This is a genomic window from Rhodococcus sp. MTM3W5.2, from assembly GCF_001984015.1.
Lineage (GTDB): Bacteria > Actinomycetota > Actinomycetes > Mycobacteriales > Mycobacteriaceae > Rhodococcus_G > Rhodococcus_G oryzae.
In genome coordinates this window covers 4,545,120-4,566,405 of the sequence record NZ_CP019572.1, presented here as the reverse complement: position 1 = coordinate 4,566,405, position 21,286 = coordinate 4,545,120, and the positions used below count along the sequence as shown (strand labels likewise).

Below are 21,286 nucleotides of genomic sequence, written 5' to 3'. Positions count from 1 at the left end.
ACCCGATCGATCGGGCCCGGCTGGCGCGCGTCTTCGGCGATGTCCTGCCCGAGACCACCAGGGACGAACGTTCCGACGGCTCGGCCGATGAGTCCTCGTCGGCCGACGATTGGCTGCGGCGGCAGGTTCCTCCACACCACGGCTGATCCCGTTTTGTCCGATTGCGAATATCGGCCGAGGAAGCCGCGACATTGACGGCGATGAAACGCTGGGTGAACACCTCCCCCGCGAAATTGTCAACCCTTTCGTTCACGTTTCGCCGAATGGCGAAACACAACCTTGACGAAGTGGTGCGGTTCACCCGGTTCTCCGGTTCTCCAAACGTTGCCATGCTGGTCAGGCGTGGTTAATCTCCTCCGCGAGTCAGTACAGGAACAGGGTCGGCGGAGCTCAGAAATGCGCGTCTGCCGGGAGCTTTTCCCTCGTATTCGGGGAAATATCTCCGGCGAATCTCAGCCCCGCATTGATCACCTCGAGTTCACCTCGCGGTCACCATTGTTGGCAATACTTCGCCGGGCCGTATGGACCACTCATCAGCCTCGGCGGTCGAGGTTGAGAAGTAGCAGAACCTTTGAGGGGAACGAATGAGCGAGAACCGCAAGTCCGGCCTGCGCCGTGGCGCCCGCATCGCAGGCGCAGGCGCCGCTGCGGCGGTGGCGATCGGCCTGATGTCCACCGGTGCGGCGCAGGCCGACACCCTGGTGCCGCTGCCCGACGGGCAGAAGGCCGGACCGGGAGCGGTCGTCTCCCGCACCGGCGAGAGCGCCCTGATCTCCCCGTCGCTGGCCGCCAATGGCGCAGGCCGCACCGCGTGGGTCTCGGGCACGGTCACCGCGGACGTCAAGGGCATCACCAAGGAAGGCGAGGTGGGGCCGTTCAACGGTGCCACCAACGACAAGGGCACCAACAACTCCTCGACGCACGGGGTCTCGCGGATCAGCACCGGCTACATCGTCGGCTGCCAGGTCGACATCACCGGACTCGGCGGCTCCATCGGCGCAGGCATCGACCTCTCCGGTCCCTCGATCTCCGGTTCGCTGACCGTCCCGGTCTCCGCAGGCCAGGTCAAGTTCGTGAACGTCGCGGGCAAGGACATCAAGAAGAACGGTAAGTACTCCGTCCAGTACCAGGACACCCAGCTCGAGATCCAGAACTGCGGCGGGTTCGCCCAGGCCCGTTCCTACACGGTGGTCGAGATCGTCGGCGACAACTACTCCAAGACCACCCTGTACGGCCAGCCGTTCAGCATCGGCTGACCTGATCTTCTTCGCCCACACACTTTCTCGCTATCGCGAACCCAGACCCTCAGAGGGGAACAATGAACGCCAGTAAGAACGGCCTGCGCCGCGGGCTGCAGACCGCCGCCGTCGGTGCCACCGCCGCGATCGCCCTCGGCTTCCTGTCCGCAGGCGCGGCGAACGCCGACACCTTGGTCCCGCTGCCCGACGGCTCGATCACCGAGACCCTCGTCGACGGCACCGTCGTCACCATCACGCGCACCGGCGAGTCCGCCAACATCTCCCCGTCGTTGGGCTCGACCCCCTGCACCGCAACGTGTGGGTCTCCGGCTCCACCAAGGTCGAACTCTCCGGCGCCAACGCCGACGGCGGCAAGATCGAGCCCGGCTACGTCGTCGCCTGCCAGCTGACCCTGGGCGGCAAGGGCGGCGCCGACACCGGAATGTCCTCCAACTGGGAGGGCGAGAGCGTCAAGCAGACCGCCAAGAGCGCGGGCAACCTGTCCATCGCTCCCGGCCAGGCCAAGAACGTCAAGCTCCTCGACCTGGAGAAGGCCGACGACTTCGGTGGCGAGTCGCACTCCGGCGCCAACAGCTTCAAGGGCAAGAGCGGCAGCGTCACCTGGGCCGACTCCACCCTGGGCGTCGAGGGCTGCGCCGGCTACGCGCAGGCCCGCTCCTACGTGAAGGTCACCGCCAACACCAAGAACGTCAGCAGCACCATCACCCTGTGGGGTCAGCCGTTCAGCCTCGGCTGATCTCAGGCCCGACGAACCATCGGTGAGATGAATCACAAAACAGTCAAGGCCCAATCACGAACGGGATGAGACTCAATCACGCTCGTGTGATCGGCCGGCAGAAGCCGGGGACGAAACGGACATTTCCGTCGTCCCCGGCTTTTTGCTGTTACCTGGGTCACCCCCTCAGTTAATGATGTGTAAAAGTGAGGTTTCCGATCTATTCGTGGGGTGTTCAACCATTTAGCTTTGCGGGGCAACCGTGCTCACCGCCTGGTCAGGCGAGAGGTGAGCGCTAGACCTGTGAGGGGATTCAATGAGCGAGATCCGTAAGCGCGGCATCCGTATTGCTGGTGTCGGTGCGGCCGCGGCCGTGGCTATCGGCCTGATGTCAACCGGCGCGGCGCATGCCGACACGTTTGTGCCGCTGCCGGACGGGCAGAAGGCCGGGCCGGGTGCGGTCGTCGGGCGTACCGGCGAGAGTGTCCTGATCTCGCCGTCGCTGGCCGCCAACGGCGCCGGCCGCACCGCGTGGGTCTCGGGCACCGTCACCGCCGATGTCACCGGTGTCTCCGGTGAGGGCGAGGCCGGTCCGTGGAACGGGGCGACCAACGACAAGGGCACCAACAACTCCTCCACGCACGGGGTCTCGCGGATCAGCACCGGCTACATCGTGGGCTGCCAGGTCGACATCACCGGTCTGGGTGGGTCCATCGGGATGGGCGTGAGCATGGACGGTCCGTCGATCTCCGGGTCGCTGACGGTCCCGGTGTCCGCCGGTCAGGTCAAGTTCGTCGGTGTCGCGGGTAAGGACATCAAGAAGAACGGCAAGTACGCCGTGCAGTACCAGGACACCCAGATCGAGATCCAGAACTGCGGCGGCTACGCGCAGGCCCGCTCGTACACGGTGGTCGAGATCGTCGGCAACGACTACTCCAAGACCACCCTGTACGGCCAGCCCTTCAGCATCGGCTGACACGCGCGCCCTCCGCTCTTCCTTTCGTCCATCCCTTTTGCTCGCGGTGACGCGAGCTGACCGACCCTGAACAGGGGAAACATGAACGTCTCCAGCACCGGCCTGCGTCGCGGGCTCAAGACCGCCGCGCTCGGCAGCGCCGCCGCCATCGCCCTCGGCTTCTTCTCCGCGGGTGCGGCGAACGCCGACACCTTCGTGCCGCTGCCCGGCGGCACCATCACCAAGACCCTCGCCGACGGCACCGTCGTCACCGTCACCATGTCCGGCGAGTCCGCGAACATCTCCGGCTCCATGGGCGCGACCCCGCTGCACCGCAACGTGTGGGTCTCCGGCTCGGCGAAGGTCGAGATCTCCGGCGGCTCCGGCGCCGAGGGCGGCGACATCGAGCCCGGCTACATCGTGGCCTGCCAGCTCACCCTCGGCGGCGAGACCGGCCACAACGCCGGCGGCGGCACCACATGGGCCAACGAGGACGGCGACGCAGCGATGACCGCCGACAGCGCGGGCAACATCTCCATCGGACCCGGCGAGGCAGCGAGCTTCTCGGTCCTCGACCTCGAGTCCGCCGACGACTTCGGCGGCGAGTCGCACTCCGGCGAGCACTCCTTCGAGGGCGCCACTGGCAGCGTCACCTGGGCCGACTCCACCATGGGCGTCGAGGGCTGCGCCGGCTACGCGCAGGCCCGCTCCTACGTCAACGTCACCGTCGACACCGAGAACGTCAAGGGCACCGTCACCCTCTGGGGCCAGCCCTTCAGCATCGGCTGATCAGACGCCGCTAGCGACTGCTTGCAGGTCGCTCGAAACTGCACCGACCTGATCTGGAAACGTTGGGCCCGTATCGAATTCGGTACGGGCCCGACGTGTGTCCGTCTCCTCAGCCCCGGTGCCTGGCGGTGTCACTGCCCAGCAGGTCGCGGATCTCGGTGAGCAACTCGATGTCCGTTGCCTCCTTCTCCTCCTGCTTCATGTACCGCTCCTTGGTGTGGTTGTAGGGCACGATGAGGATGAAATACACGACGGCCGCGATGATGATGAAGTTGATCGCCGCGGTGATCACGGCGCCGATGTTCACGAACGTCTCCGGGCTGTCGGTGATCTGGAAGCCGAAGCCCATCTCGTTCGAGCCGCCGAGGGCGGCGATCAGGGGTTCGACGATATTTGCGGTGAATGCGGTGACGATGGCGGTGAAGGCCGCGCCGACGATCACCGCGACGGCCAGGTCGAGCACGTTTCCCTTGAGCAGGAAGTCTTTGAAGCCCTTCAACATGAGTTGGGTCTCCGTTCCGTCGGCTGGTGATGCTCTCGGACAGGGAAATGCTATGGACACCGGAGGTGGCGGGGCAACCGGACGCCCGTCCGGGCGTCAATGGAACGTGACCGTCAGTGCGGTCGACAGCGAGGCCGCGGCGACCGTCGTCGCCTCGCCCGCAGGCAGCGCGAGCATCACAACGCGCTCGCGTGCACCACGGCCGGAATCTTTGGGGGACACCAGGATCACCGTCGCGGCGGAGGCCAGCACCCGGGCGTCGGGCGCGGGCCCCTCGGTGTCGGAATTCACGGTCAGCACGTCCACCCGGTCGCCCTCGCGTAACAGGTCGGTCACTTCGGGGTCGGCGAGCCGGATCGGCACCACGCGGGCGTCGGACGAGTTGGTGGCCGCGTTGGCCAGCCGCGGACCGAGCATGCGGAGGTCGGTCAGGATCTCGCCCGCCCTGGCGGGGCCGGTCAGGGTGTGGCCAACGGCGTCCTCGATGCCACGCAGGGCGCCAGTGGGCACCGTCGCGGCACCCAACTGCACGAGCCGCACGTCGTCGGCGCCGAGGACGAGGCCGGGCGTCAGGTCGCGTGCGGCCGCGACGACGGCCACCTGATCGTCTGACGGGTCGCCGCGCAGCAGCAGGATCAGGGCGGTCAGGGCCAGTGCGGCGGCGAGCACCCGGCGGGCGACGGCGATGCGGGCCGATCCCGGCCGGGTCAGCAGGGAGAGCCGGTCGCCCCAGGTCGGGTCTAGCCGTTCGGCGCGACGGCTGCCGGGGATCGGTGCGCGGTCCATGGGGCCACGCTAGGGTCCGCGGCCGGCCGTCAGAGCCGCCGCAGGGCGCGCCTGTGGAGGGATCAGACGGCTGTGGAGAACCTAGGGGCTAGGTGGCAGACGAGGTCGCGCCCGCGCTCGCGGTGGACGTCGACGTGCTGGTCGACGGGCTGCTCGCCGGGGTCGAGGACGCCGACGAATCGGACTTGGCTGGCTCGCTGGCGGTGCCGCCGCCACCGCGGCTGTCGGTGCGGTAGAAACCGCTGCCCTTGAAGACGATGCCGACGGAGTTGAACAGCTTGCGCAGCTTGCCGGAGCACTCGGAGCACACGGTCAGGGTGTCGTCGGTGAAGGACTGGACGATGTCGAACCGGTTGCTGCATTCGGTGCAGGCATACGAGTAGGTGGGCACTGAAGGATCCTCCGCACGGGGTACTCAGGCCTGGGTGGTGATACGGCAGGCGTTAGCACTTTACAGTCAGGAGTGCCAACGCCGGTAATCAGCTTCCTATTCCCAGTGCACGAAGCCCGCCGACCGGGGTGAGGACCCAGCCGACCCGGATGTCGTGTGACTCGTCGGGCAGCTCGCCGACCACCTCGTCGTCACGGACCACCGCGATCAGGCGGGCAGCCGGATCGGCAAGGTCGAGGGTTCGGTCGTAGAAACCCGCCCCCGACCGAGACGGACCCCCCGTTCGTCGACCGCGAGCGCGGGGATCAGGATCGCCGTCGCCTCCGAGATCACCGAGGGCGGTAGGTGTGGATGCCCGGGTTCGCGCAGGCCGAACGGCGCGCTGACCAGGGCCTCGGTGCCGTGGTACTCCGCCCAGTGCAGCGGGCCGGGTTCCCTGGCAACGGGCAGCAGGACCCGTCCGACCCGAGGTCGGAGGGCGTCGAGGAGTGCCGTCGATCCCGGTTCGACCCCGACCGGCACATACGCGCAGACCGTGGCGTCGGGTCCGAGCGTGTCGCCGAGCGCCGAGGCCGCCGCGGCGAGGGCGCGGTCCTCCGCCTCCCTGGTCACGGCGTCGCGTGAACGACGGGCGGCGAGCACCCTGGCCCGCCACTGCGCTTTCGTCGTCACCTCGGTCACCGATGCCACCCTGTTCCCCTGATCCGCGTTCCCATCGTGCTCACCCTAGAATCCGGTGCGCACGGACGAGATGGATAGGGTGTGCTCATGACACAGGCCGGCACCAACAAGAACAGGCACTTCCGCACGGCGGTGGTGCCCGCGGCGGGTCTGGGCACCAGATTCCTGCCCGCGACCAAGACGGTGCCGAAGGAATTGCTGCCGGTGGTGGACACGCCTGGCATCGAGCTCGTCGCCGGTGAGGCCGCCGATTCCGGTGCGAGCCGGCTGGTGATCGTCACCTCGGAGGGCAAGGACGGGGTCGTCGCGCACTTCGTCGAGGACCTGGTGCTCGAGAGCAAGCTCGAGGCCAGCGGCAAGTCGCATCTGCTCGAGAAGGTCCGCAAGGCTCAGGGTCTGCTCGAGGTGGAGTCGGTGATCCAGGAGGAACCGCTCGGGCTCGGTCATGCCGTCGGGTGCGTGGAGTGTGTGCTCGACGACGACGAGGATGCGATCGCGGTTCTGTTGCCCGATGACCTGGTGATGCCGCGTGGGGTGCTCGAGACGATGGCCCGGGTCCGGGAGAAGCGCGGCGGCAGCGTGCTGTGTGCGATCGACGTGCCCAAGGATCAGGTCAGTGCGTACGGCGTCTTCGATGTCGAGGAGGTGCCGGACGCGACGAATCCGGACGTCCTCAAGGTCGTGGGGATGGTGGAGAAGCCGAAGCCGGAGGACGCGCCGTCGACGTTCGCGGCGGCGGGCCGGTACCTGTTGGACCGGGCGATCTTCGATGCGTTGCGCCGGATCACCCCGGGTCAGGGTGGCGAACTGCAGTTGACCGATGCGATCGCGTTGCTGATCTCGGAGGGTCACCCGGTGCACGTGGTGGTGCATCGTGGGTCGAGACACGACCTCGGAAATCCCGGAGGCTACCTGCGGGCTGCGGTTGACTTTGCCCTGGACAGTGAAGAATACGGTCCTTCGTTGCGCGACTGGCTCACTCAGAGACTGCAGCAGACGGGACATTAGTGGGGTCGGGAGGCAGTGACTACATGCGCTCGGTTGAGGAGCAGCAGACGAGAGTGACGGCTGCCGCGGTCGCACCCCGGCCGGTCCGGGTGGCGATCTCGGAGGCCCAGGGTCTGTTGTGTGCCGAAGAGGTGGTCACCGAGCGCCCGCTGCCGGGATTCGATCAGGCCGCGATCGACGGCTACGCCGTGCGCAGCGTCGATGTCGCCGGTGCAGGCGGGGAGAACCGGGGCGAGGACGACGAGCCCGTCGAGGTGACGCTGCCCGTGGTCGGCGAGGTCGCCGCCGGTTCGCGCCAGCCGATCCGGCTGCAGCCGCGTCAGGCGGTGCGCGTGGACACCGGGGCGCCGCTGCCGACCCTCGCCGACGCGGTCCTGCCGCTCGACCGCACCGATGGCGGCCTGAACCGCGTGAAGGTGCTCTGGCCGGTCCGTTCCGGTGACTACGTCCGGCGCATCGGCGACGATGTGCAGCCCGGCGACGTCGCGGTGCGTGCGGGCACCATCATCGGCGCGGCCCAGGTCGGTCTGCTCGCCGCGGTGGGGCGCGACAAGGTGCTGGTGCATCCCCGACCGCGGCTGTCGGTCATCTCCGTCGGCGGCGAGCTGGTCGACATCGACCGCACCCCCGGCCCCGGTCAGGTCTATGACGTGAACTCGTACGCGCTCGCCGCGGCCGCGCGCGACGCAGGCGCCGACGTGAACCGGGTGGGCATCGCAGGCACCGATCCCCGTCGGCTGCGCGAGGTGGTCGAGGGTCAGCTGATCCGATCGGAGATCGTGGTCATCGCGGGGGCGGTCGGCGGCGGGGCCTCCGATCAGGTCCGCGAGGCGCTCCGCGACCTCGGCGACCTCGAGGTGGAGCGGGTGGCGATGCACCCGGGTTCGGTGCAGGGATTCGGTCAGCTCGGCCGTGACGAGGTGCCGACGTTCCTGTTGCCGTCCAACCCGGTCAGTGCGCTGGTCGTGTTCGAGGTGATGGTCCGGCCGCTGATCCGGATCGCCCTCGGCCGTAGGCAGCCGATGCGCCGGGTGGTGACTGCGCGCACGGTGGCGCCGATCACCTCGATCGAGAACCGCAAGGGTTTCCTGCGTGGGCAGCTGATGCGCGACGAGTCGACGGGGGAGTACCTGGTGCAGGCGCTCGGCGGGGCGCCAGGCGCGTCCTCGCACCTCCTGGCGACGCTGGCGGAGGCGAACTGTCTCGTCCTGGTCGCTCCGGAGGTCACCGAGGTCCGGACCGGCGACGAGGTCGACGTTGCCTTCCTTGCGCAGCGAGGCTGAGGGTTGGGCACATCGCTGCGCAAGTACTCGATTCACCCGGGTTGGCCGGCGCATCTGGGCCCGCTGACGGTGGGCGCCGGACGGGTGACGCTGCGCCCGATCCGGCTGCGCGACGCCGCTGCCTGGAGCCGTATCCGAATTCGCGACCAGGAGCATCTCGAACCCTGGGAGCCGACCGGTGAGGGCCCGTGGGAGGACCGCCATCACATCGGGAACTGGCCCGGGCTGTGCGCCTCGCTGCGCTCGGAGGCGCGCAAGGGCCGGATGGTGCCGCTGGTCATCGAACTCGACGGAAAGTTCTGTGGGCAGCTGACGATCGGAAACGTCGTGCGCGGGGCGCTGCGGTCCGCATGGATCGGCTACTGGGTGACCAGGGAGGTGGGCGGTCAGGGGGTGGCCACCGCCGCGGTGGCGCTCGGGCTCGACCACAGCTTCGGTGCGCTCGGGTTGCATCGGGTCGAGGCCACCGTTCGCCCGGAGAACCTGGCGAGTCAGGCGGTGCTGCGCAACGTCGGGTTCCGCGAGGAGGGACTGTTGCGCCGGTACCTGGACGTGGACGGTGCGTGGCGCGATCACCTGCTGGTGGCGATGACAATCGAGGAGGTCGAGGGCACCGTCAGCGACCGGTTGGTCCGGGCGGGCAAGGCAGCCTGGGGGTGACCCCTGACCCGGGCGGATCCGCTTGGGGACGGGTAGTGCAAAACACCACTGGAGCGAGTGACTATTGTGACAGTTGGGAAAGTTGAGTCGGCGCGTCTGCGGGGAACTGCGCGCCGTGGCAATTAGCCTGAATGGGCTGATTGAGTCATATGTGCTGGTAGACGACTGGGAGGGAGGTCGCCGGTATGCCGAACTCGATCCTGTGGATCGCCTTGGTCGGGATGTGGCTGTTCGTCCTGCTGCCCATGCAGGTGAAACGTCGCCCCCGAATCCGTCAGACCACCGATGCAGCACTGGCGACCCGTGTGCTCGACCGCGACCAGCTCGCGCGTCAGCAGCACCGCGGACCCGCCTCAGGACACCGCAGCGACCCGAACTGGCGCCGCGAACCCACTCGCCCCAGGTATGCGGAGGACCGCATGGACACCCAGGTAGAAGTCGACGAGTTGGACGACGAGCGGGCCGAGGCTCGTGAGTACGTCCCGCAGCGCCGCGGTCGCGGCGGGTTCGACCCCGAGGCCGATGCCCTCGCGCGGGCCGCGCGGTACGGCTTCCGGCAGCGTGCCGTCCTCGGTCTGATCCTGCTGGCGATCATGTCGGCCGCGCTCGCGCTCATCATCTCGCCGATGCTGTGGTGGGTCGCCGCGGCCGCCTTTGTCGGCCTCGGTGGGTACCTGGCGTACATGCGCAGGCAGGTTCAGTTCGAGCAGGAGATCCGACGTCGCCGTATGGCACGCCTGAGCCGCTCCCGGCTCGGCGTGGAGTCCCGAGAGGACGACGAGCTGCGGTTGATCCCGTCGCGGCTGCGCAGGCCAGGGGCGGTGGTGCTCGAAGTGGACGACGAGGACCCGGTGTTCGAGCACCTCGAGCACTACGACGTCCGGTTCGAGGAGGAGGCGGCTCCTCAGGAGATGCGCCGGGTCGTCGGTCAGTAGCCTGACGCGGATGGCGGACGGAGCCGGGCCGGAGCGGATCGTGCTGCTCCGGCACGGCGAGTCCGAGGCGAACATCGATCCAGGGATCTACGAGCGGGTGCCCGACTACCGGATCCCGTTGACCGCGCGCGGTGTGGAGCAGTCCAGGGTCGCGGGGGAGCGACTGCGCGAACAGTTCGACGGGCAGAAGGTCTGTGTGTACGTCTCGCCGTACCTGCGGGCTTACCAGACCCTCGAGGCGCTCGGCATCGACGATCTGATCGAGCGCCGGATCGAGGAACCGCGTCTGCGCGAGCAGGACTGGGCGAACTATCAGGACCCGGACGAGATCGCCAGGCAGACCGGGCTGCGCAACACATACGGGCACTTCTTCTATCGGTTCAACGAGGGTGAGTCGGGCGCCGACGTCTTCGATCGCGTGAGCACCTTCATGGAGACGCTGTACCGGCACCGCGCCAAGCCCGGTTTCCCTCCGAACACTCTCGTAGTGACGCACGGGCTGACCATGCGGCTGTTCTGCATGCGCTGGTTCCACTGGTCGGTCGAGTACTTCGAGTCGCTGAACAACCCGGGCAATGCCGAGACCCGGACGCTGGTGCGGCAGGCCGACGGCCGGTTCGCACTGGAGCAGCCGTTCGATCAATGGCGGGCCGTCCCGGAGGGGCAGACCATCCTGGACACCACTCGCGCGGGCGTCGCCGGCCCCGAGTGACCCGCGTTCACCGGGGTCGGAAACGCCGCCGATGCGAGGTGAATCCCCTCCGGACCGGGCGATTTTTCTGTGGCGGGCCGGGCTGCTACAGTTGCCGAGCGTTCCTACGGGAGCGTGGTTCGGGGCTGTGGCGCAGTTGGTAGCGCGCTTCGTTCGCATCGAAGAGGTCAGGGGTTCGATTCCCCTCAGCTCCACCAGTCGAAAGGCGCTTCTCCTCCGGGAGGAGCGCCTTTTGCGTTGTCCGGGCCTTAATCTTGATGCGGTGAACGCACCTGAACATGAGGCCGCCCCCCGCATCACCGGGCGGCATCTTTCCTACCTTGCCTTCGCCGTTGTCGTCATCGTGTACCTGGCGATCATCCAGTTCGGCGGCCACCTCATCGCGGGTTGGGGCGACGAGGGTGACACCCTCACCACCCGCGGGGTCGTCTTCACGATGGTGATCCCCCTCGGGCTCGCTCTGGCGTTCACGTACGGGGTCATCGCGGCTCTGGGATGGTGGCGGCCTGCCATCAAGGACGACCGCCCGGTCAACCGCTGGGTATGGATCGTGCCCGTCATTCTGCTCGCCTCCATCCTGCTGGGCATCGACTACAGCGCGCTCTCGGAGAAGGGTTGGCTGTTCATCATCGCCCTCCTCGTCGCCACCCAGTTCGTCGGATGGGGCGAGGAAGGAATGTTCCGTGGCATCGGTGTGACCATGCTGCGCAATCACGGCCTCCGGGAGGGCCGGGTTGCCCTGTGGTCCAGCCTCATCTTCGGCGCTGTCCACCTGTCGAACATCTTCGGACATGGCGTTTCCGCGATCCCTCAGGCGATCATGGTCAGCCTCGCCGGGTACTTCTTCTATCTCACTCGCCGGGTCTCTGGCAGCAACGCGCTCAACTCCGTGTTGCACGGACTCTTCGACTTTGCACTGCTCAGCGGTTCCGCCATCGTGCTGGACCAGCACGGCTACATCGGGTCGTTCGCCCCCATCCTCGCCTACCCGATCCTGGCCATCATTCTGTTGGTGAAACGGCGTGACATCGAACCGTCCCACCGCACCGACCACGCGGTGGCACCCCGCACGTAGACGCTCGGGTCGACAGGCTGTCGGACAGCTGTCCATGTCATTCGCGAAACAGACATTCGGCGCACGCCGGATGTGATCTACTTCATGTCGCCTCAGCGGCCCGGGACGTCATCGCCGTGCGACGGAGGGGCGCTGGTCATTACAAGAATCTGGACGGCCTGGACGTCTTTCTGTGTCCGCGGTCTGCCGCATAGAGGGGAAATGTATGTCTGACAAGAGCATTCGTCGCGTGGTTGGCGGGGCTGGCGTGCTGGCCTTGTCGGCCGGGTTCGCGGCAACGGTGGGCGCGGGTGTCGCGGGCGCGGCGCCTGCGAGCGTGACCTGGGACGACGGCAGCGAGCGGATCACCCGCACGATCAGCGACACCACCCCCGCCGAGGGCGACATCATCACCTCGACCACCCAGTTCGACCGGACCGGCGGCGTCGTCGAGTACATCTACGAGGTCAAGGATGTCCACCCGGCCTGCCTGACGTACGTGGACGGTTCGGCGAAGGTGGACGGCTCGCCGCGCGGACTGGACAGCCAGGGCGCGGACTTCGCGAAGGTCAAGGGCAGCAGCATCGAGTGGCCGCTGTACCCGCACATCAGCCCCAATCTGCGGACGTTCGAGTTCTCCTACAAGGTCGGCGCGAACTGTGACCGCAACGTCCCGCTGATGACGACGGTGCACTACGGCGGCTCGCTCGGTTCCGGCACCTACCAGGACAAGGGCCCCACGGTCTCGGTGCGGATCAACACCTCCACGACCGCTCTGGCCACCCCGGCCAACGTGCAGGTCGGCCAGTCGGTTCCGCTGAAGGCGACCGTGACCGGTGGCGCCGAGGGCAATCCCGTCGAGTTCTTCGACGGCACGGTGAAGATCGGTCAGGCCGCGCTGAACGGTGCAGGCGAGGCGACGTTCAACTGGACGCCCGCCACCCGCGGCGCGCACGGCCTGTCCGCGAAGTTCCTGGCGACCCCGCGGGCCGAGGGCTCGCAGTCGCCGGTGCAGACCGTGCAGGTCTCGCAGGCCGATGCGGTGTCCTCGACCGTGCTCGCCCCGATCTCGGGCGCTGAGGTCGGTCGGTCCACCGTGTTGAAGGCGACCGTCTCTCCCACGGGCGCGGGCGGCACCGTCGCGTTCAAGGACGGCGCTGCGACGCTGGCCGACGTGCCGGTGGATGCCAACGGCGTGGCCACCTACACCTGGGTGCCGTCGACCGCGGGCAGCCACTCGATCGCCGCGACGTTCTCCGGGCGCTCCGGCGTCACGGGGTCGACGGCCAACGCGACAGTGACCGTGGCGGAGGCCCCGGCGGGCAACACCAACTCGACCACGGTGCTCACCCTGGGTGGCGCTCCCAAGGTCGGCGCGGCGCAGACGATCTCGGCGCAGGTCACGCCCGGCGACGCGGGTGGCACGGTCACGTTCAAGGACGGTGACATCGTCATCGGCACCGCGCAGGTGAACGCGGGCGGCCAGGCCAGCCTCTCGTGGACTCCCGCGAACGAGGGTCAGCGCATCATCACCGCTGAGTACTCCGGTGCGGGCACCGTGAACGCGTCCGCCGACCAGGAATCCGTCGTCGTGACGGGCACCGGCGGTGGCACCCCCGGTGGTGCGGGCAGCCTCGGATCGATCTTCGGATCCTGATCTAGATCCTGCGAAGGCGGCCCCTGACGATTAGTCGTCAGGGGCCGCCTTCGTCGTGTCAGCCGGCGTACAGCTCCTCGATCTCGCGGGCGTACTTGGCGTCGATGGGCTTGCGGCGCAGCTTCATGGTCGGGGTGAACTCGTCACCACCCGGCTCCCAGATCGCCGCCAGCAGCGTGAACTTCTTGACCTGCTCGACGCGAGAGAGTTTCGCGTTGGCCGATGCGATGGCGCTGTCGATCTCCGCGCGCACCACGGGGTTCGAGGCGAGGTCGCCGGGGGACCCGTTGTGGATGCCGTTGCGGGTGGCGAAGGCGGCCGCGGCGTCGGGGTCCAGTGTCAGCAGGGCGACGACGTAGGGGCGGTCGTTGCCGATGACCACCGCGCCGCCGATCAGCGAGCTGGCGGCACGGATGGTGCCCTCGATGTTCGACGGCGACATGTTCTTTCCCCCGGCGTTGATGATCAGTTCCTTCTTCCGGTCCACGATCGTGACGTAGCCGTCGGCGTCGATGGTCGCGATGTCGCCGGTGTGCAACCAGCCGTCGGGGTCGAGGGCCTCGGCGGTCTTGGCGGGGTCGTTTCGGTAGCCCTTCATGACGACGGGACCGGAAACCAACAGTTCGCCGTCCTCGGCCAGCCTGAGCACCGCACCCTTGACGGCCCGCCCGACGGTGCCGATCCGAATGGCGTCCGGTCGGTTGACGGTGACGCCGCCGGTGGTCTCGGACAGGCCCCATGCCTCGACGCACGGTATGCCGAGCCCGAGCACGAACTCCAGCGTGTCCGGCGACAGCGCGGCGGCCGCCGAAATCGCGACGCGCACCTGGTCCAGCCCGAGTTTCGCGCGGACGGAGCCGAGTACGAGGCGGTCGGCGACCGCGTGCTGGATGCGCAGGGTCCGCGGCACCGGAGCCTGGTCGGATTCCAATCGGACCTTGCGGCGACCGAGCCCGATGGCCCAGTCCGCCAGACGTCTCTTCGCAGTGCTGGGTTCGTCGATGAGCGCCAGCTCGATCGCTGCCTTGAGTTTGTACCAAACCTGCGGCACGGCCAGGAGCACCGTGGGCCGAACGTCCGGCAAGGCCGTTACCGCCTGCTTCGCGTCCGCGAGCGTGGTGATCTGGATGCCGCCCTTGAGGCTGCCGTAGTGAAAAAGCCGGTTCGCGATGTGCGCGTCGGGCAGATAGGAGAGGTACCGGTCGGCCGGACCCAGATTCGCGATGTCCCTCACCGCGTCGTACTCGGCGAGGATGTTCGCGTGCGTGAGCTCCACACCTTTCGGCGGCCCGGTGGTGCCCGAGGTGTAGATGATGGTGAGCAGGTCGTCTGGTTCGACGGCCCGCCAGGAGGCCTCGAAGTCGAAGTCCCGGTCGCCGTTCGCCTCGAGATCCCGCAGGCTCGTCGTGTCCTCGGCGTCCCCGTCCACGCAGACGATCCGCTCGACGGCGGTGCCCGCGATCGCGTCGCGCAGGACGGGCAGGAACTGCTCTTCGCAGATCATGACCTTGTTTCCGGCGTTCGTCAGCACGTAGTTCAGCTGCTCGGCGGCGAGCATGTTGTACACCGAGAACGGGGTCGCGCCCGCGTGCAGCGCAGCGGTGTCGAGCAGGTGGAACTCGGGGCGGTTGGTCAGCATGAGCCCGACGGTGTCGCGGTGGCGGACACCGAGTTTCGCCAGGCCCGCGGCGATCCGGCGGACTCGTTCGGCGTAGAGGCGCCAGGTGATCACCACGCCGTCGCCGGGGGTTCGGAGCGCGACGGCGTCCGGGTAGGTCGCGGCGGTGGTCTGGAAGGCCTCACACAGTGTCTGAGGTGACGCGTTGCTCGTGTTCATCGTGAAACTCCTCGAGGTGAGACGAACGAGGGCTAGAGAAACCTGCGCATGACCTTGATCGCACGGTCCGTGTAAGGCGGGTAGAAGTAGCGAGGGTCTGGCTTGAAAGGCTTGACCAGCACGGACTTTCGGTGACTAAGCGCCTCGAACCCCCACCTGCCCTTGTAGGAGCCCATGCCACTGGCGCCGACCCCACCGAACGGGAGTTGAGGCGGTACGTACTGAAACATCAGATGGTTGACTACCGCGCCACCGGAGCTCACCTCGGACAGCATTCGGCGACGGTCGGTACGCGACCCCGTGAAGATATACGCGGCAAGGGGTTTGGGCCGGGAGTTGACGAAGGTGATGGCCTCGTTCAGTGAATCGACGGCAAGTACCGGCAGGATTGGCCCGAAGATCTCCTCGGTCATCACCGGTTCGTCGTGGCTCGGTTCCACCAGCACGGTGGGTTCGATCGTCAGCGCAGCCCGGTCGGAGCTGCCGCCGAGCGCAACGGTGGCTCCGGTGGTCGAGAGATACCCGGTCAGCCGCTCGAACTGGCGCTCGTTGACTATTCGCAAGCCCGGAGACGGCTCCTGCGCCCGGATTTCGGTGACGGTTGTGGCGATCCGCTCGACGAGCTCGTCCCGGATGGCGCGATCGACCAGCACGTAGTCCGGTGCCATGCAGATCTGGCCGGAATTGAGCAGGTTCGTCCAGGCGATGCGTCGAGCGGTGACGGCGAGATCCGCGTCTCTCGTGACGATTGCCGGGCTCTTGCCGCCGAGTTCGAGCGTCACCGGGGTCAGGTGCGCGGCGGCACCGGCCATCACCTTCTTGCCGATTTCGGTGCCGCCGGTGAAGAACGCGTGATCGAACCCTTGGGCGAGGAGTTCCTGCGTCGTGCGCCCGTCGCCTTCGACCACCACGACTGCCTCGTCGTCGAGGTAGTGGGGATCAGTCGGGCCAGCAGGCGCGAGGTGGCCGGGGCGAGCTCGGACGGTTTGACCACCGCGCAGTTCCCCGCAGCAAGCGCCGCGACCAGCGGATTCAGAGCGAGGACAACCGGGGCGTTCCATGGCGCGATCACGAGCACCACCCCGAGTGGCTCGTACTGCACCCACCCCAGCGCCGGAAGTTGGTTGAGCGGCAGTGGCTGTGGTCGGCGGCGCATCCACCTTCGTACCCGTTTGCGCGCATAGGCCGCCTCGACCTTGGGGTTGCTGATGTCGATCAGCCATGCCTCGACGGCGCTGCGCCCGAGATCCTCGGCGAGCGCCGCCGCGATCTCACCCTCACGCTCGTCCAGCAGTCGCTCGATGCCGCGCAGCTGCTCGATGCGCCACGTCGCGGGCCTGGTGCGACCCGAGGCGTATGTCGCGCGCAGCGCCGCGACCACCTCGGGAATCGGTATGGGCGAGTCGGTGGCGTGGGGCGCTGAGTGCAGATCGCTCTTCATGGCTGCCTCTTCTCTGCGTGCGAAGAAGGCCGGACTCGCCACATCGGTCGATCTGGAGCACGGGCGAGACGGCGTAGGCCACGTTCGAGGCGGGTGCGGACTGCCCGGGAGCCGGTGGTCTCCACGCGGGTCAGAGGGTGCCCGCACGAGCCGTTGCGCGGTTCGTGCGTATGCGACTTCGCGAATGTCCTCGCGACCCATCCATCGGGGCGCGAGGCCCCCGAATACATGTGATCAACACTCGTCGCGTGCGGCGTGAGCGTCAAGGCTCGCGACCGCCCATCGCGCCGGATTCAGCACTGGCCTCGAGTCGCCGAGCCGGGCACACTTGGTGACATGGATCACAGGATGACCGACAACGAATTGCGCAAGGCGATCAGGACGTTGCGGGATCGCGCGGACGAGGCCCGCCGCCATGGGGATCCGGAGGATGCCGACAGCATCGAGAAGACGATCCGGGACTACCAGGACGAGATGTCCACCAGGCTGTGACGCCTGTGGCGAGCGGGACGCGCGTGCCCTAGCTGCGCAGATGCGTTCCGTTCGAGCGCCCGTTCGCGGCCGCTCGGCGCCGTACGCGACCGGGTCGCGATGACTTGCACAACCGTCCACTTTCTTCTGCCAAAACGACATCGGGCGCGGGACCGGCGTGGTCTACTTCTGCTCGATTCTGTGCACGCCGACGGCTCCGCTGCGGGTGAGTCGGATTCCGTGACGACACAACAGGGCAACCCCAACACGTGTGGGCGCCCTCGTCTTTGGGAGGAAATGCATGTCGGGGAGGTCTGTGCGCCGCACCATTGCGATGGGAGGCGCTTTCGCGGTCACCGCGGGGTTCGCGGTGACGCTGGGGGCGGGTGGCGCGAGCGCCGCGCCCGCGACGATCACATGGGCGGACGGGGGTAAGAACTTCACCCGCACGATCAGCAACGTCGCACCGGCCGAGGGCGAGGTGGTCACGGTGTCCACCACGATCGCCGGAACCGACACCGTCAACTGGTTCGAGGATCACCGCAACACCTGCCTCACCTACAAGAAGGACTCGGCGAAGGTCGCCGGCCTCCCCGTTCCCCTGGCGAGCAACGGTGCGGGCCTGCTGCGGGTCGCGGGCAGCTGGGACGCGTCCACCTCACCGACCTTCGAGTTCCAGTACGTCATCGGGGCCAACTGCGCCAGGGAGGTGGCGCTGAACACCGGCATCAAGTACGGCGCCGTCGCGTCCTCGGGGAGAACCTCACCCTCGGTCCGGCGTACGTGGTGACAAAGAACGTCAGCACGACCGTGCTCGAGCCGGTCGGCCCGCTCAAGGCGGGCGTCGAGTCGACGCTGAAGTCCAAGGTGCTCGGCGGCCGCGCGGGCGACCTCGTGAAGTTCTTCTCCGGCACGAACGAGATCGGCTCAGGCGCGCTTGACGCCGCGGGGGCTGCCTCGTTCAAGTGGAAGCCTGCCGCCAACCAGGCCGGTCCGCACGATCTGACCGCGAAGTTCCTCGCGACGCCGTTCGCGACCGAGTCGGTGTCCGCCGTGCAGTCGGTCACCGTCGACCCGGGCGATCAGACCACGCAGACGACCCTGATCATGCCGAGCTCGTCCCCGATCAACGTCGACGTGATCATCGAGGCGCAGGTTTCGCCGTTCCCCGGCGCGGGCACCCTCACGTTCAAGAACGGCCTCACCGTGCTGGGGACCGCTCCGGTCGGTGCCGACGGCAAGGCCAGCGTCACCCAGAACTTCACGGTGCCGGGCAACAAGACCATCACCGCGGTGTTCTCCGGCGCCCCCGGGTTCGCCGGCTCCACCTCCGTTGCCCAGACCCTGAACATCACGGATCCGGGCGCGGCTGATGTCGCGACCACGACCACTCTGAATGTCCCGGCGATCGCGCAGAAGGGTGTTTTCGTGTTCCTGCGGGCCAACGTCGCACCGAGGGCGAACGGCGGCACCGTCCAGTTCTTCAGCGGCGCCGAGCCGCTCGGCAACCCCGCCACGGTGAAGGACGGGCAGGCCAGCCTGAGCTACCTGTTCACCACCAGTGGCGTCCGTGACGTGCGCGCGGTGTACTCCGGTGCGCCTGGCTACCTCGGTTCGGAGGCGTCCACGACGGTCACCGTCCAGGACGAGCCGGTTACCGGTGGCGGGGGCGGCTCGCTCCCGAACTTCGGTTCCTGATCGCTGACAGCTGACGGCGCCCCGCCCCGGATCTCCCGGGCGGGGCGCCGTTGTCGTTAGACTCCGCGTGAGCGACCGGACGACGTGAGGGAAGGCCATCGTGAAGGACCTGCGGGGAAGAAGTGCCTGATCACCGGGGCCGGTAGCGGGATCGGCCGGGCGACGGCCCTTGCCGCCGCGGCGGAGGGCGCCGAGCTGTTCCTCACCGACATCAACGAGGTCGGTCTGGCCGAGACGGTGGTCATGGCAGGAAGCGCGGTGACCGCCTCGAAGGCGCTGGACGTGTCCGACTACGACGCCGTCACCGCGTGGGCGACGGAGATCGACGGTGCGCACGGCGCCATGGACGTGGTGATGAACGTCGCGGGCATCTCCGCCTGGGGCACCGTGGAGAACCTCGAACACCGGCACTGGAAGTCGATGGTCGACGTCAACCTGATGGGGCCCATCCACATCATCGAGAACTTCGTGCCGCCGATGGTGCGCGCAGGCCGCGGCGGGCACCTGGTCAACGTCTCCTCCGCTGCGGGCCTGCTCGCGTTGCCGTGGCACGCCGCCTACAGCGCCAGCAAGTTCGGTCTCCGCGGCGTCTCGGAGGTCCTGCGCTTCGACCTCAAGCGGCACGGCATCGGCGTCAGCCTCGTCGTGCCGGGGGGAGTGAAGACCCCGCTGGTCGGAACCGTCCAGATCGCCGGGGTGGACCGCGATGATCCGCGGATCCGAAAGCTGGTGCACCGCTTCGAGAAGCGCGCGGTCTCGCCGGAGAAGGTCGCGGAGTGCATCGTCCGCGGCATCAAGAAGGACCGCTACCTGGTCTACACCTCGAACGACATCCGGTTCGGCTACTGGTGGGCGCGCAAGTTCGCCCCGCCGTACGAGTTCGTGATGCAGAAGGCCAACGACCAGTTCAGCAAGCTCCTGCCGCCGGTCTGAACCGGCGGTCCTCTGATCGCGTTCGAAACACCCGCTCGGTTCTCGAGGGTGGGTGGCGGTGACCCTTGGGTGCCTATCTGGGCGGCGGGTGGTGCCGGAGGCTGGTTGTAGGAGCCCACCAGCTCCCCGACACCCAGGAGGCACTCCATCGCTCGCAACATCACTTCCCGCAATACGCTCGCCGCACTCGCCGTGGCGGGGTTCGCGCTCGCCGGTATCGCCACGCTGTCGGCGTGCGGTAGCAGCACCGACGGTGTCCCCGCACCGGGCCAGGGGTCGGAGCGCGCCGCCGCAGGTGAAGCAGGGAAACGTGGTGAACAGCGACGGTGGGCAGGAGGAGTCGGCCGGCTCCGTCCCCGAGGCCGACGACGCCGGGAACCCGGGCTCGTACACCACTGATCCCGGCCCCGTCTTCGCTCCGCCGGTCGCGGCTCCCGCCGCCCCTCCGGCGCACCAGCCGGTCGTCGAGCCGCCGGTCGTCGAGCCGCCCCGCGGTCCGAAGGGCCCGTTCGAGGGTCCGGGCAAGGTCGGCGACACGGATGTTCTCGATCCGGGCCAGGCCGAGCCGCCGGTCGGTCCGAAGGGACCCTTCGAGGGTCCGGGCCACGTCGCCGATTCGGATGTTCTCGAACCGGGCCAGGCCCAGCCGCCGGTCGTTCCGAACCCGCCCAGTGGTCCCGCCGGTCCTGTCATCGGTCCCGCCGGGCCGGTCATCGGCCCCTGAGATCCGACGGATCAGGTCACCGCGCTTCGGCGCAGCATGATGAGCCCCCGCCAACGCGGGGGCTCATTCGCGTGCAGCTACGCGGACACTGCCGCCGTCGACAGGGCCCCGCTGTGCATCTCGTAGACGCCGTCGACAAGGTCGAGCTGGCTGAGGTCGTGGGTGACCATCACGATCGCCACGTTGCGTTCGTGGCTGAGCGCGGCCAGCAGTTCCACGATCTCGCGGCTGCGGTCCTCGTCCAGCGCCGAGGTCGGCTCGTCCACGAGCAACACCGACGGGTCGTTCATCAGGCTGCGCGCGATCGCGACCCGCTGCCGTTGTCCGCCGGAGAGCTGGTGCGGTCGCCGGTCCAGCTGCTTCTCGAGCCCCAAGGTGGACAGCAGGTCCCTTGCCCTGGCGCGCTGGCCGCGAACGCTTCCGCCGCCGAGGTGGGTGATCATCAGCAACTGCTCCGTTGCGGTCAGAGATGCCATCAGGTTGGCCTGCTGGAAGACGAATCCGAGCTGCTGGCGGCGCACGGTGGTGCGGGCCGTCCGGTCCAGGCCGGTGACGTCGGTGCCGTCGATGGTGACGGTGCCCGAGTCGGGGGTGATCAGCAGGCCTGCGACGGCGAGCAGGCTGGATTTGCCCGAGCCGGACGGCCCGGTGATCGCGGCGAGTTGGCCGCGCTCGACCGTGAGGGACACATCGTCGAGGGCACGCAGCCGGGTGTCGCCGTCGGGGTAGGTGAGGACCGTGTTCTTCAGTGTGATGCTCATGGATACTCCTGGGGCGTGGGGTTTAGGTGTGCCG

20 protein-coding genes, 1 tRNA gene and 3 pseudogenes are annotated in these 21,286 nt (G+C 68.0%); 17 read left to right on the top strand and 7 right to left on the bottom strand.

The features are described 5' to 3' along the window. The first annotated feature begins 584 nt into the window (after window positions 1-584). From BTZ20_RS20650 to BTZ20_RS20635, 4 genes and pseudogenes are all read left to right on the top strand, one after another. Complete coding sequence (locus BTZ20_RS20650; protein ID WP_077042645.1) at window positions 585-1,256, top strand: MspA family porin; 672 nt, start codon at window positions 585-587, stop codon at window positions 1,254-1,256. A gap of 62 nt (window positions 1,257-1,318) precedes the next feature. Continuing rightward, window positions 1,319-1,995, top strand: a pseudogene (locus tag BTZ20_RS20645) (MspA family porin). Window positions 1,996-2,290: 295 nt separating this feature from the next. Then, window positions 2,291-2,950 (top strand): MspA family porin, encoded by a 660-nt coding sequence (locus BTZ20_RS20640; protein WP_077042644.1) that lies wholly within the window; start codon window positions 2,291-2,293, stop codon window positions 2,948-2,950. Window positions 2,951-3,031: 81 nt separating this feature from the next. Further along, window positions 3,032-3,718 carry an MspA family porin gene (locus BTZ20_RS20635; protein WP_077042643.1) on the top strand — a complete coding sequence of 229 codons (687 nt, stop codon included), beginning with the start codon at window positions 3,032-3,034 and terminating at the stop codon, window positions 3,716-3,718. Between the two features lie 109 nt (window positions 3,719-3,827). Here BTZ20_RS20635 and mscL read toward each other — a convergent pair whose 3' ends face one another. The 4 genes and pseudogenes from mscL to BTZ20_RS20615 all read right to left on the bottom strand — a co-directional run bounded on the left by mscL (window position 3,828) and on the right by BTZ20_RS20615 (window position 6,069). After that, window positions 3,828-4,220, bottom strand: coding sequence for a large conductance mechanosensitive channel protein MscL (gene mscL, locus BTZ20_RS20630; RefSeq protein WP_077042642.1), 393 nt, complete (start codon window positions 4,218-4,220; stop codon window positions 3,828-3,830). Between the two features lie 96 nt (window positions 4,221-4,316). After that, the gene (locus BTZ20_RS20625) at window positions 4,317-5,006 is read right to left on the bottom strand and encodes an SAF domain-containing protein (RefSeq protein WP_077042641.1); all 690 of its coding nucleotides are present in this window, start codon (window positions 5,004-5,006) and stop codon (window positions 4,317-4,319) included. Between the two features lie 88 nt (window positions 5,007-5,094). Beyond that, window positions 5,095-5,397, bottom strand: a complete 303-nt coding sequence (locus BTZ20_RS20620) for an FmdB family zinc ribbon protein (protein ID WP_077042640.1) — start codon at window positions 5,395-5,397, stop codon at window positions 5,095-5,097. Window positions 5,398-5,485: 88 nt separating this feature from the next. Continuing rightward, window positions 5,486-6,069 (bottom strand): annotated as a pseudogene (locus BTZ20_RS20615) (5-formyltetrahydrofolate cyclo-ligase). Between the two features lie 96 nt (window positions 6,070-6,165). Here BTZ20_RS20615 and BTZ20_RS20610 point away from each other — a divergent pair. The 8 genes from BTZ20_RS20610 to BTZ20_RS20575 all read left to right on the top strand — a co-directional run bounded on the left by BTZ20_RS20610 (window position 6,166) and on the right by BTZ20_RS20575 (window position 13,387). Beyond that, window positions 6,166-7,086 carry a UTP--glucose-1-phosphate uridylyltransferase gene (locus tag BTZ20_RS20610; protein ID WP_077043867.1) on the top strand — a complete coding sequence of 307 codons (921 nt, stop codon included), beginning with the start codon at window positions 6,166-6,168 and terminating at the stop codon, window positions 7,084-7,086. 23 nt (window positions 7,087-7,109) lie between these two features. Continuing rightward, window positions 7,110-8,369: a gephyrin-like molybdotransferase Glp gene (gene glp, locus BTZ20_RS20605; RefSeq protein WP_077042639.1), complete on the top strand. Its 1,260-nt coding sequence runs from the start codon at window positions 7,110-7,112 to the stop codon at window positions 8,367-8,369. Window positions 8,370-8,372: 3 nt separating this feature from the next. Continuing rightward, window positions 8,373-9,029: a GNAT family N-acetyltransferase gene (locus BTZ20_RS20600; protein ID WP_169310523.1), complete on the top strand. Its 657-nt coding sequence runs from the start codon at window positions 8,373-8,375 to the stop codon at window positions 9,027-9,029. A 185-nt stretch (window positions 9,030-9,214) separates the two neighbouring features. Next, on the top strand, window positions 9,215-9,964 hold the full coding sequence (gene glpR, locus BTZ20_RS20595; RefSeq protein ID WP_077042638.1) for a gephyrin-like molybdotransferase receptor GlpR: 750 nt from the start codon (window positions 9,215-9,217) through the stop codon (window positions 9,962-9,964). Between the two features lie 10 nt (window positions 9,965-9,974). Beyond that, window positions 9,975-10,676 (top strand): phosphoglycerate mutase family protein, encoded by a 702-nt coding sequence (locus BTZ20_RS20590; RefSeq protein WP_077042637.1) that lies wholly within the window; start codon window positions 9,975-9,977, stop codon window positions 10,674-10,676. Window positions 10,677-10,797: 121 nt separating this feature from the next. Continuing rightward, window positions 10,798-10,873 (top strand) — tRNA-Ala (locus BTZ20_RS20585). Between the two features lie 65 nt (window positions 10,874-10,938). Beyond that, window positions 10,939-11,751, top strand: coding sequence for a CPBP family intramembrane glutamic endopeptidase (locus BTZ20_RS20580; protein ID WP_077042636.1), 813 nt, complete (start codon window positions 10,939-10,941; stop codon window positions 11,749-11,751). Between the two features lie 205 nt (window positions 11,752-11,956). After that, on the top strand, window positions 11,957-13,387 hold the full coding sequence (locus BTZ20_RS20575; RefSeq protein WP_077042635.1) for an Ig-like domain-containing protein: 1,431 nt from the start codon (window positions 11,957-11,959) through the stop codon (window positions 13,385-13,387). A 58-nt stretch (window positions 13,388-13,445) separates the two neighbouring features. On the opposite strand, the gene BTZ20_RS20570 is transcribed toward BTZ20_RS20575, so the two are convergent. Together BTZ20_RS20570 and BTZ20_RS20565 are read right to left on the bottom strand one after the other, a co-directional pair. Then, entirely contained in the window at window positions 13,446-15,224 is a 1,779-nt protein-coding gene (locus tag BTZ20_RS20570; protein WP_077042634.1) for an AMP-dependent synthetase/ligase, read from the bottom strand. 32 nt (window positions 15,225-15,256) lie between these two features. After that, window positions 15,257-16,665, bottom strand: a pseudogene (locus BTZ20_RS20565) (aldehyde dehydrogenase family protein). 348 nt (window positions 16,666-17,013) lie between these two features. On the opposite strand from BTZ20_RS20565, the gene BTZ20_RS27400 reads away from it, so the two are divergent. The 5 genes from BTZ20_RS27400 to BTZ20_RS20545 all read left to right on the top strand — a co-directional run bounded on the left by BTZ20_RS27400 (window position 17,014) and on the right by BTZ20_RS20545 (window position 20,491). Beyond that, window positions 17,014-17,157 (top strand): hypothetical protein, encoded by a 144-nt coding sequence (locus tag BTZ20_RS27400; RefSeq protein WP_169310522.1) that lies wholly within the window; start codon window positions 17,014-17,016, stop codon window positions 17,155-17,157. 295 nt (window positions 17,158-17,452) lie between these two features. After that, window positions 17,453-17,926, top strand: a complete 474-nt coding sequence (locus tag BTZ20_RS20560) for a hypothetical protein (RefSeq protein WP_077042633.1) — start codon at window positions 17,453-17,455, stop codon at window positions 17,924-17,926. Then, on the top strand, window positions 17,923-18,834 hold the full coding sequence (locus BTZ20_RS20555) for an Ig-like domain-containing protein (protein ID WP_145982376.1): 912 nt from the start codon (window positions 17,923-17,925) through the stop codon (window positions 18,832-18,834). The genes BTZ20_RS20560 and BTZ20_RS20555 overlap by 4 nt, the downstream gene beginning before the upstream one ends. A gap of 84 nt (window positions 18,835-18,918) precedes the next feature. Then, the gene (locus tag BTZ20_RS20550; RefSeq protein WP_077042631.1) at window positions 18,919-19,767 is read left to right on the top strand and encodes an SDR family oxidoreductase; all 849 of its coding nucleotides are present in this window, start codon (window positions 18,919-18,921) and stop codon (window positions 19,765-19,767) included. Window positions 19,768-20,080: 313 nt separating this feature from the next. Next, entirely contained in the window at window positions 20,081-20,491 is a 411-nt protein-coding gene (locus tag BTZ20_RS20545) for a hypothetical protein (RefSeq protein WP_145982375.1), read from the top strand. Between the two features lie 77 nt (window positions 20,492-20,568). Here the strand turns inward: BTZ20_RS20545 and BTZ20_RS20540 are convergent, their stop codons facing one another. Next, window positions 20,569-21,252 (bottom strand): ABC transporter ATP-binding protein, encoded by a 684-nt coding sequence (locus BTZ20_RS20540; protein ID WP_077042629.1) that lies wholly within the window; start codon window positions 21,250-21,252, stop codon window positions 20,569-20,571. Window positions 21,253-21,286 lie beyond the last annotated feature (34 nt).